The organism is Pseudomonas sp. 28 E 9, from assembly GCF_900004785.1.
GTDB classification, from domain to species: Bacteria; Pseudomonadota; Gammaproteobacteria; order Pseudomonadales; family Pseudomonadaceae; genus Aquipseudomonas; species Aquipseudomonas orientalis_A.
On sequence record NZ_CVTK01000016.1, the window covers coordinates 75,037 to 91,371 of the forward strand.

The 16,335-nt window shown below is 61.8% G+C and carries 11 protein-coding genes and 1 pseudogene; 3 read left to right on the plus strand and 9 right to left on the minus strand.

Going from position 1 to position 16,335, the window contains the following annotated elements:
- Positions 1 to 280 precede the first annotated feature (280 nt).
- Together BFQ00_RS03280 and BFQ00_RS03285 are read left to right on the plus strand one after the other, a co-directional pair.
- Positions 281 to 1,902, plus strand: a pseudogene (locus tag BFQ00_RS03280) (methyl-accepting chemotaxis protein).
- 156 nt (positions 1,903 to 2,058) lie between these two features.
- Positions 2,059 to 2,781, plus strand: coding sequence for a hypothetical protein (locus BFQ00_RS03285; RefSeq protein WP_065932586.1), 723 nt, complete (start codon positions 2,059 to 2,061; stop codon positions 2,779 to 2,781).
- Between the two features lie 59 nt (positions 2,782 to 2,840).
- Here the strand turns inward: BFQ00_RS03285 and BFQ00_RS03290 are convergent, their stop codons facing one another.
- The 4 genes from BFQ00_RS03290 to BFQ00_RS03305 all read right to left on the minus strand — a co-directional run bounded on the left by BFQ00_RS03290 (position 2,841) and on the right by BFQ00_RS03305 (position 6,314).
- Positions 2,841 to 3,074: a hypothetical protein gene (locus tag BFQ00_RS03290; protein WP_017136893.1), complete on the minus strand. Its 234-nt coding sequence runs from the start codon at positions 3,072 to 3,074 to the stop codon at positions 2,841 to 2,843.
- Positions 3,075 to 3,213: 139 nt separating this feature from the next.
- The gene (locus BFQ00_RS03295; protein WP_065932587.1) at positions 3,214 to 3,942 is read right to left on the minus strand and encodes a hypothetical protein; all 729 of its coding nucleotides are present in this window, start codon (positions 3,940 to 3,942) and stop codon (positions 3,214 to 3,216) included.
- An 83-nt stretch (positions 3,943 to 4,025) separates the two neighbouring features.
- Positions 4,026 to 4,757 (minus strand): BPL-N domain-containing protein, encoded by a 732-nt coding sequence (locus tag BFQ00_RS03300; RefSeq protein WP_065895502.1) that lies wholly within the window; start codon positions 4,755 to 4,757, stop codon positions 4,026 to 4,028.
- A 102-nt stretch (positions 4,758 to 4,859) separates the two neighbouring features.
- On the minus strand, positions 4,860 to 6,314 hold the full coding sequence (locus BFQ00_RS03305; RefSeq protein WP_065932588.1) for an MFS transporter: 1,455 nt from the start codon (positions 6,312 to 6,314) through the stop codon (positions 4,860 to 4,862).
- A 130-nt stretch (positions 6,315 to 6,444) separates the two neighbouring features.
- Here BFQ00_RS03305 and BFQ00_RS03310 point away from each other — a divergent pair, with 130 nt between their 5' ends.
- A complete protein-coding gene (locus tag BFQ00_RS03310) occupies positions 6,445 to 8,211 on the plus strand; it encodes a S8/S53 family peptidase (protein WP_065932589.1) in 1,767 nt (588 codons plus the stop codon).
- Positions 8,212 to 8,280: 69 nt separating this feature from the next.
- On the opposite strand, the gene BFQ00_RS03315 is transcribed toward BFQ00_RS03310, so the two are convergent.
- The 5 genes from BFQ00_RS03315 to BFQ00_RS03335 all read right to left on the minus strand — a co-directional run bounded on the left by BFQ00_RS03315 (position 8,281) and on the right by BFQ00_RS03335 (position 15,855).
- On the minus strand, positions 8,281 to 9,366 hold the full coding sequence (locus BFQ00_RS03315) for a choline metabolism transcriptional regulator GbdR (protein WP_065932590.1): 1,086 nt from the start codon (positions 9,364 to 9,366) through the stop codon (positions 8,281 to 8,283).
- A gap of 21 nt (positions 9,367 to 9,387) precedes the next feature.
- On the minus strand, positions 9,388 to 10,794 hold the full coding sequence (gene gabP / locus BFQ00_RS03320; protein WP_065932591.1) for a GABA permease: 1,407 nt from the start codon (positions 10,792 to 10,794) through the stop codon (positions 9,388 to 9,390).
- A gap of 152 nt (positions 10,795 to 10,946) precedes the next feature.
- The gene (locus BFQ00_RS28885) at positions 10,947 to 13,511 is read right to left on the minus strand and encodes a hypothetical protein (protein WP_130184416.1); all 2,565 of its coding nucleotides are present in this window, start codon (positions 13,509 to 13,511) and stop codon (positions 10,947 to 10,949) included.
- A 49-nt stretch (positions 13,512 to 13,560) separates the two neighbouring features.
- A complete protein-coding gene (locus tag BFQ00_RS03330) occupies positions 13,561 to 13,962 on the minus strand; it encodes an InvB/SpaK family type III secretion system chaperone (RefSeq protein WP_065884205.1) in 402 nt (133 codons plus the stop codon).
- Positions 13,963 to 14,121: 159 nt separating this feature from the next.
- On the minus strand, positions 14,122 to 15,855 hold the full coding sequence (locus tag BFQ00_RS03335) for an OPT family oligopeptide transporter (protein ID WP_065932592.1): 1,734 nt from the start codon (positions 15,853 to 15,855) through the stop codon (positions 14,122 to 14,124).
- Positions 15,856 to 16,335: the final 480 nt, after the last annotated feature.

Here is a 16,335-nt window from a genome sequence, read left to right on the forward strand (position 1 = left end):
GATTACTGCTGTGGGTCGAGAGCCGCCTCCCGTGAACGACTGCTTTTGGCCGAAAGCCGCCCTTCATCTCAACTCCAAACAACAGGATATCTCCAGGGGAAACACAACAAAAATTCCTAACGCCGCCGGTCCAACTCCCCTCAAGAACCGCTCTACCACGCCGATGACAAGGCTAATAGCTTGCGCGGCCACAGCCGCCAACCGATACCGCAGACAGGGAAGTTTGGACGTCTTTCACGCCCAATCCGGCGCACCTCAATCCTGTCATGAGTATCAACCCATGCTGCAAAAATCCCTGAGAGCTCAAATCCTCACGCTGCTGAGCGCCAGCCTGCTGGCGATATTGCTGATTGCCCTGGCCTGCTTTCATTTTCTGTCCAACGGCGTGCAAAACTACGCGAACCTGATCGAAGGTCCGCTGCACACTTCGCAATTGATCGATGAGGCCAACTGCAATTCAAGGTGCAGGTTCAGGAGTGGAAAAACGTATTGCTGCGGGGCAAGCAGCCGGCAGACCTGGACAAATACTGGAAGCAATTCGAAGACCGCCAGCGCGACGTACAGGGGATCCTCGGCGAGCTGGCCGGCCAGAAAGGCCTGGACGGCCAACTCAAGACCCGCATCGAACGCCTGCGTGACGAACACCGTCAGTTGGGCAGCGCCTACCAAAAAGGTCGCGATGCCTATATCGCCGCCGGGGCGGACCCGACCGCAGGCGACGCCGCTGTCAAAGGTGTGGACCGCGCCACCAGCGATCAGATGAGCGAACTGGTCAGCGAACTGCGTAAGCAGGGCACCGAGCAATCGGCGCTGATCAGCGCAGCAGCCGATCGCACGGTGATGGTGGGGACTACCGTGATGCTCGCCTCGGGGCTGTTGATCGGCCTGTTGAGCCTTTGGTTGATCAATCGCAACCTGGTTGACCCCATCCGCAAGCTGATCGACTACGTGGAGCAGTTGAGCCGAGGCAAATTTGCCGAACGCGTGGCCAGCGCCCGTAAAGACGAGTTAGGCAAACTGGCCATGGCCGCCAACACCCTGCGCGATTTTCTTGCCGAAACCTTCAGCCGCCTGCAGCGCAGCGCCAATGACCTGGACAGCGCCAGTGGCGAGTTGAGCGCCATCGCCGGCCTCATCGCCAGCGGCACCAACGAGCAGTTCAACCGTACCGATCAAGTGGCGACGGCGATGAACGAAATGTCCGCCACCGCCCAGGAAGTGGCACGTCATGCGGCCGATGCCGCACGGGCGGCCGATGATGCCGACCAGTCGGCGCAGCAGGGCGAAAAAGTCATGAGCAACACCATTCACACCATCACCCGGATGCGTGGCGAGATCGTCAACACCGCCACCGTGATTCGTCGTCTGGAAACCGACAGTGGTCGCATCAGCAAGGTGCTGGAGGTCATTCGCGGCATCGCCGAGCAGACTAACTTGCTGGTACTGAACGCGGCGATCGAAGCGGCCCGTGCAGGTGACGCCGGACGCGGTTTTGCGGTAGTCGCAGACGAAGTGCGCAGCCTGGCTCAGCGTACGGCGACATCGATCATCGAGATCAATCAGATCATCCAAACCGTGCAAACCGGCGCGGAAGACGCGGCAAAGGCGATTGAAAGCGGCCAGACGCGCAGTGAAGAAAGTGTCGCGCAAGTGAATCAGGCCGGTGTCATGCTGGAGCGCATCACCCATGCGGTGGAAGCCATTCGCGACATGAACCGTCAGATTGCTACCGCCGCCGAAGAGCAAACCTCTGTGGCCGAAGATATCTCGCGCAACCTCACCGAAATCACCTCGATTGCCAGTACCAACCTGGACAATGTGCAGCGCACAGAGGCGGCAAGCCACAACCTTCACGGGTTGTCCGGGCAATTGAATGAAGTGACGGCACGCCTGAGTGCCTAGCCGGTCCGTTCGGGGCTTGCGAGAGGAAAACCGGAAAACTGGGAAAACCGGGGTCATGGGAAAACCGGGGTCAGACTACCGTTAAGATAATGCGAGCCCGGCCCCGGTATCCAAAGGCGCAGGCGCTAATCCCCCAGCAGGCATGAAGGAAAGCCAGTGACCACGGAAATCGAAAAATACCTGCAAATCAACGCCGAGATCGAGCAAACCTACAAACAAGCGCTGCGCAGCAAACGCCAGCAAACTCGGGCAGGCAAGGATGCCCGGCTCGACAGAGCCTATTTCTGGTTTGCCCTGGTCGGGCCATCGATTCTGGCCATACCGCTGACCATTATTGGCAAATGGACTCAAGCCTACTGGCTGTACAACGCGAGTGCGGGGCTGATCGCGCTATCTTACCTGGCGATGTTTTTCTACCCGCTGCTGGGGGTGTTGCTGTACCGCGACTCGCTGAAAAAAGTGTTCACCGCGCCCTTCGCCAACCTGCTGGAGTTGAACGTCAAAACGCTCATGCAGGTAGAGGCCCGTTATTTACCGCAATTGGCAACCCTCTCGCGCGAGACGCTGAAGCTGGGTGCGCTGGAACTGAAAAGCGAGCGCGACAGCCTGGAAAAACGCACGCATATGGTGACGGGCGCGCTGGAGAAGGTCGGTATTATCCCGGGCTTGCTGGCGCTCGTCGGTGCCCTTTTAAGCTTGGACGATATACTTGTCAGGGTAGGCATTGCTGAGCGTACGGCGTGGTTACTGGCGATACCGGCGATCTATACCTTTTTCTTCGTGATGTGCTGTTACGTGCAATTCATGATTGTGCGCTACGAGCGCATGATCGCCCTCACCGAACTGGCCCTGGACTGCAAGGACCGGCAAACAACCTGAGCGTTGCCTTGAGGCGGGGCCCAGGTGGCGGAAAAACCGGCAGCAGGACCGTCGTACCTTCAGCCCTTCAACTCGCCGGCACGATTGCTCGCCGCGTCATCGTAAGCCACGTACAAAGACTCGGCGATCTGGCTTTTGATGGCCTTGGTGGACTCCAGGCCCAGCACGAACCCTTCGGCCTTGCCGCCGGCGCGGTTGAGTTCTTCGTGGGTGGCAGCGCCGGTGATGGCGTCCAGGAGTTTGGCGGCGTGCGGGCCTACGCCTTTGGGCAGGGAGATTTGGTCGATGGACATGGCGGTACCTTTAAGAATGAGGTCGGTAGCGCGTGTAACCACTGCCGGGCGAGCATGGTAAACCGGCTGGCGAAGAAAGGGGCCGCTTTCGGCCCCTGAAATGCACAAGCGAAGTGTCACGACGAACAATCACATCGCGTCAGACTTGCGCATTCATCCCCTGCCCCGCACGTCGCTCAAGCATCGCCCTCTCCGTCTCCTCCGTCGCCCGCTCCCCCTTGTACGCCAACTGGGTCACCAAAAACCGATCCTTGATGTCCGTCAGATCCGACGGGTCATAGGTTCTGAGCATCGGCGCCAGGTCGATGGATTTGGCGAAGTTTTCGTTGGTCACGCTGTAGTAGCCCATGACACTGCCGGACCAGGGCGAGCCCGCGTCCGTCATGTCGATGGTGGCGTTGCGGTAGGCCACGGCGGCGGTTTTCAGCTCGGCGGAGCCGTTGAGTAGAACGGTGAGGCGTTTGATGTTCGCTTCGCCTAGCTGACCGGCCTTGTCGAGCACTTTCAAGCGGCCGTCGGCTTCGACGGTAAAGCCGTAATCGGTTGCGGCCAGGTCAGGTGCGGTGCTGGCCAACGTTGATTCGAATGCGGTGAAGGCGCTTTTCAGCACGGCTTGTGCACCATTGAAACGCTCGGCAAAGCGCGGAAACTCTGGCGATTCAGAGCGGCCGATCCAGGTGTCGATCACCTGCGGCGGTTCGCGCAGGGTTTGGGCGGCTTCGCTGGGATGATAAATAGCCGCCGGGCCGGCGTTTGCCAAGGCCTGGCCGGCGGCCTCGGACGGCGCCTGGGGCGTGAGTGCCTGCTCGGAAGGCGCAAGGCGCGTGTTGGCTGGGGCTAGATGGGCAGCGCTGACGGAAAGTGACATTTCAATCGGTCCATGATTGGCGGGTTCATGGAGGTTATCGACGTAAAGGGCTCGATCTTTAGGCGCGCTCGGGCCAGCAAGCCTTACTCTTGCACGCTGCGTATCAGCGTGCCGAACAGGTTCCCACGCGGCATCTTGTCCAGTGGGATGTCGGCGTCCTCGAACCAGGCCTGCCCGGCTTCCGGATGGGGACCGCTGAGCACCACCACGCCCTTTTTATAGGTGTAACGCGCGGCCGCCACGTCGCCGTTCTGGTAGGTCGCCAGGGTGGTATACGCGGAGGTCGAGGTGGCCTTGGGGAAGTACGGGCCATCCTGGTAGAACACCGTATCCGGCTTGCCGTCCCAGGTGACGCGTACGGCGGCGTCTTCGATGCCGCTCACTTCAAAGCCTGGCCGGCCTGCTTCGCTGTCGAGGTCCTGGGTAATCAAGCCGAGGTTGTTGTCATCGGCCAGGTAAGCGCCCATGCACAACCCCAGGTAGCGCCCGCCCCCGGCGACGTAATCGCGGATGGCATCGGCGCGCGCATCGCCCAGGCTGTCCAGCGCGGCCGGGATGTCCTGGCCGCCCCCCGGTTGAACGTAGAGGTCGTAGCGCGCGAGGGTTTGCGGGGTGATGTCGACCGGTTCATCGGCGCCGACAAAATCGATCTGGTAATGCGGGTCCAGGCGCAGCAACGCCGCCTTGACGTTTTGCGAACAGTCGGCACAACCTGCCGGGCCTCGATAGATCGCCACATGGGTGATCGGCGTGGCGGCGTGCGCCTGGGCGGCGGCGAAAACGAGAAGCGTGGCGGCGATAGCGTGCAGGTTCATGGGAATGCGCTCTGTAGCAGATGGGATTCGCGTACCACAGCCTAAATCGAATAGCCCGCGAAAACCGTTAACAGTTGTAACCAACCGCCGTTGAAATGCCCCTTACCCAGCCGCCTGCGACAACGGCCGCGCCACCTGTTCCAGGGCCTTGCGCTCAGCCGCCACGCCCCAGATCGCCTGCACCACCGCTGCGATGAGCATCAGCGCCGCGCCGATCAGGTAGCCGATCAACAGGCTGCTTCGCTGCTGCGTCTGGATCAACTCGCCAAATAACGTCGGCCCGATGATCCCGCCCAGCCCCGTGCCGAACGCGTAGAACACGGCAATCGCCAGCGCGCGTATCTCCAGGGGAAAGGTCTCCGCCACGGTCAGGTACGCCGAACTCGCCGCTGCCGAGGCGAAGAAGAAAATCACCATCCAGGCGATGGCTTGCTCGGTCACGTCGAACCAGCCTTGCTGGAAGGCATAGCCGCTGAGCGCCAGCAACACGCCGGAGGTGGCGTAGGTAAAGCTGATCATCACGCGCCGACCGATCACGTCGAACAGCCGGCCGAGCAGCAGCGGCCCGCAGAAGTTGCCAAGGGCCAGAGGCAGCACGTACCAGCCGACGTGCTCGGCAGGCACCTGGTAGAAGTCGGTGAGCACCAGCGCGTAGGTGAAAAAGATCGCGTTGTAGAAAAATGCCTGGGCGGTGAGCAGGGTCATGCCGACCAGGGCGCGACGACGATAGCTGACGAACAGGGTGTGGAAAATTTCCGCCAGTGGCGTGTGGTCGCGGGCATGCAGGCGCAGCGGCGGACTGGTGACGGGTGCCAGCGCATGGCCCTGTTCGCGCAGGCGCGCCTCGATGCCGTCGACGATGCGCTGTGCTTCGGCGTGGCGGCCGTGGATCAACAACCAGCGCGGGCTCTCCGGCAACCACAGCCGCATCACCAGGATGACCAGGCCCAACGCGGCACCGATGCCGAAGCACAGGCGCCAGCCGAGGTCGCCGCCGACGATCTGCGGGTCGAGCAGCACAATGGCACCGCCGGCGCCGAGGGCGGCGCCCAGCCAGAAGGTGCCGTTGATGGTCAGGTCGACCCAGCCGCGATAGCGTGCCGGGGTGAATTCCTGGATGGTCGAGTTGATCGCCGTGTATTCGCCGCCGATGCCCATGCCGGTGAGGAAGCGGAACAGCAGAAAGCTTTCCAGGTTGAAGGAAAATGCCGTGGCGGCGGTGGCGCCGACATAGAGCCACAGGGTGATGAAGAACAGTTTGCGCCGGCCCAGGCGGTCAGTAAGCCAACCGAACAGCAGCGCACCCAGCACCGCGCCGGCGATGTAGATGCCACCGGCGAGGCCGATGTCAACGTTGCTGAAATTCAAGCCCGTGCTGCTTTTCAGCGCACCGGACACTGAACCCGCCAGGGTCACCTCAAGACCGTCGAGCAGCCAGGTAATGCCCAGGGCGAACACCAGCAAGGTGTGGAAGCGGCCCCAGGGCAGGCGGTCCAGGCGTGCGGGCAGGTCGGTTTCGAACAGCGCGCCAGGGGTGGTGGAGTGTGGTTGGGTCATTGTCACATCCGTCATGTGCAGTCCCTCGTCAGTTATGAGTGAGTCTTTTGAGGGGGAGTTCAACGGGGTTACGCTGAACGAAGGGGCGGATGGCGCAGTCGCACTATCAAGCCCCGCAAGGAACCCACTGATGCCCCTGACACCTTCCGCTTTCGCGATGCTGTTGAGCCTGGCCGCCGGTACGGCGCTCGCCTCCCAGGAACCGCTGCGCCTGGAACAGCTGAAACGCTGCGGTGACCTGCTGGAAAACCAACAGCAGGACTGGTGCCTGCGCGTGCGCGGCATGGGCGATACCACCGCGCAATTGAAACTGGGCGGCACGGTGCTGCCGCAGGACGCCGTGCAGCGCGACGGCGACCACCTGCGCCTGCGCCTGGACAGCCGCCGCTACCAGAGCGGCCCGCTGTGGCTCGAAGACGGCCCGCGCGCCAGCAACGCCGCCTGGCTGAGCCTGCGCAACAGCCAGGTAGTGGCCGCCGGGCCCAGCGAAGTGGCGAAGAACATGGACGGCCTGACCACCTATGTCGATCTGGTCAGCGTACTGATCGAAGAGGACCAGAATGGCCGCCAGGAAGCCGAGCGCCTGGCGCGCAAATACGGGGCGACGGTGGTGGGCAGTATCGCGCCGCTGAACGTTTTTCAACTGCGCCTGCCCGCCACCGACCTGATCCAGCGCGACGCCCTGGTGCTGCGCCTGGGCAGCGAGACCAGCGTCGATGCGGTGGTCATCGAAGAGTCCGCCGCCGAAGAAGCCGAGCACGCCGCCCCTCGCCGTGAGGCGCCGAAGAAGCCGGCGCCCGACTCCGATGAATGGGCCGCCAACCGCTTTCTCGATGCGGTGGCCTATTACCAGCGACGCATCCCGGGCCAGCACACGCCCATCGTGCCGCAACCGGTGCGCATCGGGGTGATCGAGCGCGGCGTGGATTTCGACACGGCAGATTTCGCTGACTACCTGGGCGCCTGCGCGCCCCGGCGCACCTGCGTCTACGCGGGCGATACGGGTTCGGCGGACAGCCATGGCACCACCGTCGCCGGCATCCTCGCGGCAGGCTGGAACAACGGCGGCAATACCGGCTTTTTGCGTGGCCTGGACAAGGCCGGCGGGGGCTTTGAGGTGATTGTCGAGCGCAACTCCGATGCTGGAATCACCGCCAACATCGCCGCATCAGTCAACCTCGTGGAGGACGGCGTGCGCGTGCTCAACTGGAGCTGGGGCGTTCATCGCGTCGGCACCAAGGACGTCAACGGCCATGACGTCGACTCGCTGGTGCGTTCAGGAATAGCCATGAGCGGCTACGAAGAACTGCTCGAAGAGTTCTTCCTGTGGCTGCGCAAGGAACACCCCGACGTGATCGTGGTGAACTCCGCCGGTAACGGTTCGGCCTTCTCGGGCAGCGACGAGTACCGCCTGCCCTCCTCCTTCGTCACCGAGCAATTGCTGGTGGTGGGTGGGCACCAGCGCAATGAGCGCAACGACGTTGCCGTTGATGATCCCGCCTACGCCGTCACGCGCAGCTCTTCGAACGTGGACATGCGCGTCGACATCACCGCCGCCGCCTGCGCTCACGCTTCAACAAAAGGCGCCGACCAGGAAGGCGCCGTGCATTGCGGCACCTCCTACGCCACGCCGATGGTCGCCGGCCTGCTGGCGGCGATGCTGTCGATCAACCCGCAGTTGCAGCCCGAACAGCTGCGCATGCTGTTGCGCCGCAGCGCCCTGGCGATCGGCGATAACCACGACTTTGAACGCAGCGACGCCCAGGACCTCACGGCACCGATCCTGCCGTCGGAGCGCAATTACCAGCTCAATGACAAGGACGTGGGGCGCTCGGCGCGGTTGGATATGCAAAAGGCGCTGGACCTGGCGGTGCAGAGCCGTTCGCGGGTGCGGTAGTGGCGAGCGGCGGCATGTCGATAGTTTTCGTCGCCAGAGCCAAGGCTAACGCAGCATGCCCCGTCCCCTTCAACGCCGCTGAATCTTCACACTGGCAAACGTCGATTCTTCCCGTGCCTGCTCCAGTATGTTCTTGGGTTTGGCCGGCGCCCCCGGCCTGGCCACAGGGCGCGGCGCAATCGGCAGGCGCAGGCGCATGTCCGAGCGTTCGTCACTGGGTGCCACGCCGAAGAAGTCCCGATAGCACTTGGAAAAGTGCGGCGTGGACACAAAGCCGCAGATCGCCGCAAGCTCCACCATCGAGATAGGCGTCTGCATGAGTAACTGGCGAGCCCGGGTCAGGCGAAGCTTGAGGTAGTAGCGCGACGGCGTGCAGTACAGGTAGCGCTGGAACATGCGCTCCAGCTGGCGCCGCGATACCTGGACGAACGCGGCCAGTTCATCCAGGTCGATGGGTTCTTCCAGGTTGGCTTCCATCAAGGCCACCACTTCCTGCAGCTTGGGCTGTTGCGTGCCCAGCAGATGCTTGAGCGGCACGCGCTGGGTGTCGCGCTCGTTGCGGATGCGCTCGTACACAAACATCTGCGAAATCGCCGCCGACAGTTCATGCCCGTGATCGCGCCCGATCAGGTGCAGCATCATGTCCAACGGGGCGGTGCCGCCCGAACTGGTGAAGCGGTTGCCATCGAGGGAGAAGACGCTGGCGCTGACCGTGACACGGGGAAAGGCTTCTTGCATGGAGGCCATCAGCTCCCAATGCACGCTGCACTGGAAACCATCGAGCAAGCCCGCCCTGGCCAGCGCCCAACTGCCGGTGCACACCGCGCCGAGGCGGTTGCAATACAGACGCGCCTGGTTGCGCAACCAGGTGATGTGCGCGGGTGTGGCGGCCTGTTGGATGCCCACGCCGCCACACACGATCACGGCGTCCAGGTCGCGCTGTTCATGCGCCACCGCATCCGGTGTGACCGACACGCCATCGCTCGCCCACACCGGTTCACCGTTAAGGCTGAGGGTGCGCCAGCGATAGAGTTCCTCACCGGCCAGTTGATTGGCCATGCGCAAGGGCTCGACCGCACAGGACAGCGATATCAGGGTGAATTGGTCCAGCAGCAAAAAGCCGAGGGTCTTGCAGGCAGGCGCGTCAGGTTCCATCACAGTACTCCGCACGCGTGATCAAGAGGGCTCAACCACAATGGCCTTGGCCGACTGCCCGTGCTGACGCGCCGTGACCACGCCGATCAAGGAGATCAGCAAGGCCAGGCCAATGGTCGAGGACACTTCCGTGCGGTGCTCCGGCGTCACCATCATCACGGCCAATGCTGCGCAGATGAACACGATCACCAGGTAAGTCAGCCAGGGAAACAGCCACATACGAAAGGCCAGCTCGACGTTCTGCCTGAGCAGCATCCGCCGCATGCGCAGTTGCGAGATGGCGATGACCAGGTACACCAGCAACGCGATGGCACCGGAGCTGGCGAGCAGAAACTGGAACAGACCGGCGGGCATGAAGTAGCTCAGCAGCGTCACCCCCGCGCCGATGATGGTGCTGGCAATCACCGCCGCCCTGGGCACGCCTGCGGCTGAGGTGCGTTTAAGCGCCGCAGGCGCGTCGCCGCGTTTACCCAGGGAGAACAGCATGCGCGAGGAAATGTAGATCGAGGAGTTCATGCAACTGGCAACGGCGATCAACACCACCACGTCGACCATGAATTTGGCGTTGGGGACGTTCATCAATTCCAGCGCGCGCTGATAGGAACCCACGGACGCCAGCAACGGGTCGTTCCAGGGCACCACGGAGATAACGACGAAGATCGACAGCAGGTAAAACACACCGATGCGCCAGATCACCGAGCGTGTCGCCCTGGCGATGTTCTGCGCCGGATTACTCGATTCGGCCGCGGCGATGGTCACCGCCTCCGTACCGATAAAACTGAACATGATGGTAATGAACGCCCCGACCACCGCCGACAAACCGTTAGGCGCAAAACCACCGTGCTCCTCCATCAACCGGCTCAAGCCACTGGCTTCGTGATCAGGCACCCAGCCCATCAGCACGCTGAATCCAAGGCCGATAAACCCGATGATGGCGATCACCTTGGCCATCGCGAACCAGAATTCGAATTCACCGTACTTGGCCACGCTGAACAGGTTGGTGATCACCAGCAGGATGATCGACAACAAGGCGAACAGCCACGCATCAACCTGGGGAAACCACTGATTGAGTACATAACCGGCAGCCAGCGCCTCGATCGGAATCACCAACACCCAGAACCACCAATACAGCCAGCCGATGGTAAAGCCCGCCCAACGGCCGATGGCCTGGTCGGCGTAGGTGGAAAAGGATCCGGTGTCGGGACGCGCCACCGCCATTTCCCCGAGCATGCGCATCACCAGCACCACCAGCAGGCCGGAGAACAGATACGCCAGCAACACTGCCGGCCCCGCCGCCGCGATGGCATGGCCGGAACCGACAAATAACCCCGCGCCGATGATGCCTGCGATGGACAACATGGTGACGTGGCGCGGCTTGAAACCCTGCGCCAACTGACCGTTGGAATCGTTGGAATTTAGGCTATTCATTGTTTTTGTTGTTCTCGGGCGACCAATACCCCTCACCTTAAGGGCGCTGCGCCGGGCCAAAGTAGCCTGAGTACGCCATCATCGTGTCTGATCTCGACATTTGCCGATCGGTTACGGCGGCTGGCGAGCCGGCGCCTGCAACCGACCGCTCCTCAGGTTGCGGTACCGGCCTTGAATAATTCGCTCATGAGTTCGGTGGCCGCTCCGTGCCCGAAGACATGCGCGGAGTCACGCTGGGAGGGGTCCAGTGTGCCTTCGCCTCTGATGCTCTGCCCGGTATAAACCAACGTTCCCTCAAGCACTTCGACTGCGCTGTGATAACCCAGGCCGACCAAAAACGCGCCGGTCCCAGCCGCACGCGCATAACGCTGCGCCTGCTCGGCCGGCGTCAAATTCGACATAGGCGTGAGCCCGCTACCGTCCCGAGCGGGCAGCGCGCCCACGTATTGATCGCTCGCGCTCACCCCGCGCAGCATGTCCCAGGTCTGCAAAATTTCGGCCGGCGAGGCTGACATATGCCCGACAAGCGGCTCGGCGGTTTCCTTGATGCGAGCCGTACCGATATCGAAAACCGCCCAGCGATTATCAGGAATACGCTCGGATGCCGGCACATTGAGTGCTTTATCCGCCTCCAGCCCGCTGTTATGCACGCCTGCCCGAAAAGGCATGTCGGCAGGCGAATCGAACGAACGGACTTTTCGTTCAGCGCGCTTATCCGGGCCTACCGCCGCAGAGCCGCCGTGCTCGCGCATGCGCTGGACGGCGGCGGCATCCGGCACTTGCAGCCCCTGTGCCTGGAGCTGCCGGTTGAGCGCCGTCATCAGTCCCTGGTCCGCGTTGCCGGGGGTGGTGTAAAACCCGCCGATATCGCCCATCAATGCGATGGCCACCGCTCTATCGGTGGCGCTTGCCGATCCGCTGGCGGCGCGCGCCAATGCTGCCAGCAAGTCATCCGTTGTCTTCCCCGCCAACAGCCTGCCTTCCCCCAATAAATGAGCGCCCAGCGTGCCCTGATGCTGCGGGCTCAGGTTCGAGACCACACGGTGCAAGACGCTGGCGGCACCGGCCAGCTCTTGAGTCAAGACGTCGCCGGGCTTGTAGAGCACGTTTCGCGCCGCGACAGTCTGTGCCAACGCCAACGCTTTGGTGGTCGCCTGAGCGGACTGGCCCGCCGGGTTGCCATGGGTGATGTGTTGATGCACGGCATCCTTGGCCTTGAGCACCTCATTGAAGACCGCGGCGTCCCTGGCGGCGTTTTCCAGGGCGCTGTCATTCATGAAAAGCCTATCGCCGATGTGCTCGAAGCCGGGCCTTCCCGGGAACGTTTCAAGCAATTTGCCGCGTACAGCCGGATGGGCCAGCGCATATGAAATTTCATCCATCGAATGCCCGCCATCCACATAAATGAACAGCGCGGATTGAATGGCCAAATAGGCTTCAAGGTCGTCCGGCCGGGTATTGGCATGCACATCCTTGCAGGCACGCACCGCCCCCTGTTCGATCACAATCGAACCCGACGGCCCGTTAACGTAAGTCCCCGTGCCTTTTTCAAACAAGGTCTTCACATAAGAACCCGGCTTGGATGCATCCGGATGCTCGGGATCCTGCATCTCAAGCCTGTCGGGGCAACGGGTGCTGGCGCCGGCCAGCAACTGGCTCTGGTAATCGCTTTCATATTTGATATTGAAAGGCTCATTCAGGCGCAAGTCCCGGGGGGTCGCATCGATATTTCGCAAAATACCGACGTTATGACTGTCTGCCTGCCTGAACAAATTACCTTCTCGGGCGTTGAGTTCAATACGGCCTTTTCCGGGTGCCTTGATGGGATCAAACACGCCGTCCCAATGGCCCGCCGGGAGTTTTGCCGCGACATCCGGCTCATTCCTCAGCGCGTAACTTAAATAACGGTGTTTGTAGATATCAAACAAGGCCGTCCTGGCCTCGGGAGAGATATTCAGGGTTTCCAGGGTTTTCTCGGCACGCGTATAGAAACCCTGGAGTTGATCCAAACCCTCGATGCTCGTGTCGAAACGCTGGTTCTTCCAGGCGGCCTCGTATTTCTCGAACAACTGCGCAGACACGTAGTTGTCCTTGATGTAATTGACCTGATTGTTTGAGATAGCGACAAAGGTTTTATAGGTTTCCGGCGAACGGAAATAATCTTGCAGGGCATGCTTGGCATAGTAACTTTCGAATGCGCGCCGCACCGGGTCGTTGACCATTTTCAGCCTCATCGAACCTTCGGCTGCGTGCGGGGAGCCGTTGGCGACCAGCTTGGTCAGCTCAGCTCTACGCTGCTCCGGATCGGTAATGCCACGCAGTCGGGTAAGGATCTTCTGGGTTTCGGTTTCAGCCGGCTCCGCGATCCTGAACCTGTTCAAGCCCAGGCTCAGCGCGCCATCCTTGATGGACGCCTTGCCCGGCGCGATACGGTCCTGGGAGTGTTTTTCCACGATATCACTGTCAATTACGGCGTTATAAATAGCACCGTTCCTGATTTGCGCGACCTGCGGGCCGTCGTACAGAAAACCGACGGGGCGCGCTTGCCCGTCGGCTTTGAGCGTGACCGTGGGCAGGGCATTGGAAGTGACTTCAATAGGTTTGTTTTTTATGGAGTCGAAATTCTTCACAAACTCGACATTCTTCAACACCCGATTACCAGCGTTAGCCTGCAATTGGGCCGCCGCGCTGGAGCCGTTATCATTATTGATCAGCATAGTGGTTGCCTCTACCTTTGAATAAGGCGGCGAGCGTCGTTGCGACGGTTTATTTGAAAATGCTGTGCAGCGATGTCATCAGGTTGAAAAAACCATCCAACGCAATCTGCAATGTTTTGGCCGACCCCGTGCACGCGTCGTCCAGCAGGGCTTTGACTTCGTAACCGCGCAGACCTTTGCCCAACACCGGCTGGCCGGTCACCACCGATGGCAATGCGTGTTGCAGGGAAAGCAGCAGTTTTTCCGCATGGATATTCAGCGTGGCGCTGTTCAGATTTTTCAACTCACTCCACATCCACACCCCATGACGGTCGGCAGTGAGCATGATCGGGCTGATCGTTTTAAAGTTAAGCGCGATCGAGGAGTGGCGATCAAAGGAGCCGAGACGTTCCTGGGGTACGCCAAGGTCCAACAAGGTTTCGCGGAGTATTTTCGCAATATCAGAACTCACGGCCTATCCCCTCAGCGTAAGCAGCCTTGCTTCTGGAGTTATAACTGGCGTCCCTGAGTTATCCGTTGGCGCCCTGCTCAGCGAACGTGAGACCGGCGAGAGATGAGTGGCGGCCGTCCACGAACAGTTCCATTGGGCAATAGCTGCGCGATTTGCCTATCAGCCCGCCTGCACCATCATTTGCCACAACGAAGCCCCAACGCCGGTGATGCTCTCGCCGGCAATAAGCCCGGCCGCCGCGGTAATCGCAAAACGTTCGGTAAGACGTGGCCGACGACAGCTGACCAACCAGGTCAGCACCGCTCCCAAAGCCATCATCAGCGAAATGGACGCCGGCAGTACAAACGCCAATCCCAGGGCGGCGGCGCTGGGCAGATAGCGCGCGCGATGCGCAGACAAGGTGCTGTCGAGCACACCCAGCAACACGCCGATCAAGCCCGCGATGGCGATGGCCCAGCGAATGCTCGGCGATAACGAGTCCAGCCCGTGGGTCAGGGTTTGCGCCACGGCTTTCCAGGTGGCGACGGCCGGGGCCGGCCATTGTTCGGTGAGGAGCATGGTCTGTGGGTCGGGGATCAGCGCCAGGTAGGCGAATACACCGACGATACTGCCGACAAAAATCCCCAGGACCTGCGCAATCACCTGCTTGTGAGGGGTGGCGCCAATCGCCTTGCCGACCTTGAAGTCATTCATCAAGTCGGTGCATTGCCCGGCCGAACCGCCGGCCGTGTTGGCGCTCATCAGGTTGATCGGTACCTGCCCCGGCGCAACGATGCCGAAACTCAGCTGGGACAATTGCCCAATTGCGCCAATCGGCGGAATGCCGGTGGCGCCCACCACCCGCGCGGCCACGGCGGCCAGGCAGATGGCCAGGGGGATGGTGAGCAGCGCCATCCACGGGTTGATGCCGAACAGCAGCGCCTGCAGGCTCACGACCAGGATGATCGCCAGGGCAAACCCCGCAGCCGGGCCCGGCTTTGGCAGGGTCCAGGGCGTGCCGCCGTCCGCGCGGGTGGTTCGGTGCAATGCCCACAAGCGAATCGCCAGGGACGCCAGGGTAGAACAGACCATCAGGCTCACGCCGGGCCACAGCAGCCACTCCACCAGTGCGGCGAATTGCGGCCCGCTGCTGCCCGGCGCAACGTGCACCAGCCCCTGCGCCAACAGCCAGGGCCCCAACCCGCCCCAGGCCAGCAACGCGCCGAGCAGCAAGGTCAGGCCCACGCGCAGGCCGATGATGCCGCCAAAACCGAGCAGCAACAGCGACGGGTCGGTGGTAAACGTCAGGCGTTCCAACTGGGCCGTCGGCGACCAGCGCGGCAATGCCCACAGGAAGGTATCCACCCACTTGACCGACCCCGACAGCAACGCGGCGCCGAGCAGCACTTTCAAGCGAGTCGCCGCTTCGCGACCGTGGTTGTAGATATGCAGAAGGGTCTCCAGGGTGGCCATGCCTTCGGGAAACTTCAGCGCCTTGTCGTTGAGCAATGAGGGCCGCAGGTACCACGCGATCCAGATCCCCAGGAAGCTCACGGAAAACACCCAGGCGATCATCGGGATCGCCTCCAGCTGATTGCCCGTAAGCAAGGTGTAGGCCGGGATGGGCGCGACCAGCCCACCGGAAATGATCGACGCCGCGGCCGAAGCGACGGTCTGGTTGATATTGCTTTCGTGCAGCGTCCACGGCAATGGCGCAGCAGAGCGTTTGGCCAGGCCCTGCCAGATCGCGTAGCCGATCAGCAACGCGATGATCGACATGTTGAACGACCAGCCGATCTTGAGGCCGGCGTACACATTGGACGGCGTGAGCAGGATACCGAGCAGGATCCCGGTGATGACCGCGCGCAGGCTGAGTTCACGTTCTACCGGGGTGATTGCCGAGGTGGGGTGCATGCAGATTCCTTTCGACGAAAAACAGTGCCACCTCATAAGTGAGCGCTGAAAGGCTCGAAGGTTCATCGATGCGGCTTGCCCGATAGCCATAGGTATCTACACAACGCTGTAGTGCCCAACGCTAACCACGATGCGAAGCGAGCCGCTCTTGATCTGGCTTTTGATCTTGATCTCAGGCGCCCCGTCAAACCACGCTGGCCGAACGCAGGCTTGAGTCCGTGGGTAACCCGGCAGGACGCCGGGTTAGCCGCACTGGGCAAGGGATGACCCATTGCGGCGGCCTAGAGGACGCCATCGGGGGCAAGTCGAATCGTCGCACCGCCCCTCCCACATTTGGATCGCGGACCGGCAAGTGACACCGGTCGGCTCTAAGGCCGCCGCGCTTTTGCTTTTGATCTCAGGCGCCCCGTCAAACCACGCTGGCCGAACGCAGGCTTGAATCCGTGGGTAACCCGGCAGGACGCCGGGTTAGCCGCACTG

What these genes read in the sequence shown, in the direction of transcription:
- BFQ00_RS03290 (WP_017136893.1), bottom strand. Translation starts at nt 3,074, where the DNA reads ATGTCCATCGACCAAATCTCCCTGCCCAAAGGCGTAGGCCCGCACGCC.
- BFQ00_RS03295 (WP_065932587.1), bottom strand. Translation starts at nt 3,942, where the DNA reads ATGTCACTTTCCGTCAGCGCTGCCCATCTAGCCCCAGCCAACACGCGC.
- BFQ00_RS03300 (WP_065895502.1), bottom strand. Translation starts at nt 4,757, where the DNA reads ATGAACCTGCACGCTATCGCCGCCACGCTTCTCGTTTTCGCCGCCGCC.
- BFQ00_RS03305 (WP_065932588.1), bottom strand. Translation starts at nt 6,314, where the DNA reads ATGACCCAACCACACTCCACCACCCCTGGCGCGCTGTTCGAAACCGAC.
- BFQ00_RS03310 (WP_065932589.1), top strand. Translation starts at nt 6,445, where the DNA reads ATGCCCCTGACACCTTCCGCTTTCGCGATGCTGTTGAGCCTGGCCGCC.
- BFQ00_RS03315 (WP_065932590.1), bottom strand. Translation starts at nt 9,366, where the DNA reads ATGGAACCTGACGCGCCTGCCTGCAAGACCCTCGGCTTTTTGCTGCTG.
- gabP (WP_065932591.1), bottom strand. Translation starts at nt 10,794, where the DNA reads ATGAATAGCCTAAATTCCAACGATTCCAACGGTCAGTTGGCGCAGGGT.
- BFQ00_RS28885 (WP_130184416.1), bottom strand. Translation starts at nt 13,511, where the DNA reads ATGCTGATCAATAATGATAACGGCTCCAGCGCGGCGGCCCAATTGCAG.
- BFQ00_RS03335 (WP_065932592.1), bottom strand. Translation starts at nt 15,855, where the DNA reads ATGCACCCCACCTCGGCAATCACCCCGGTAGAACGTGAACTCAGCCTG.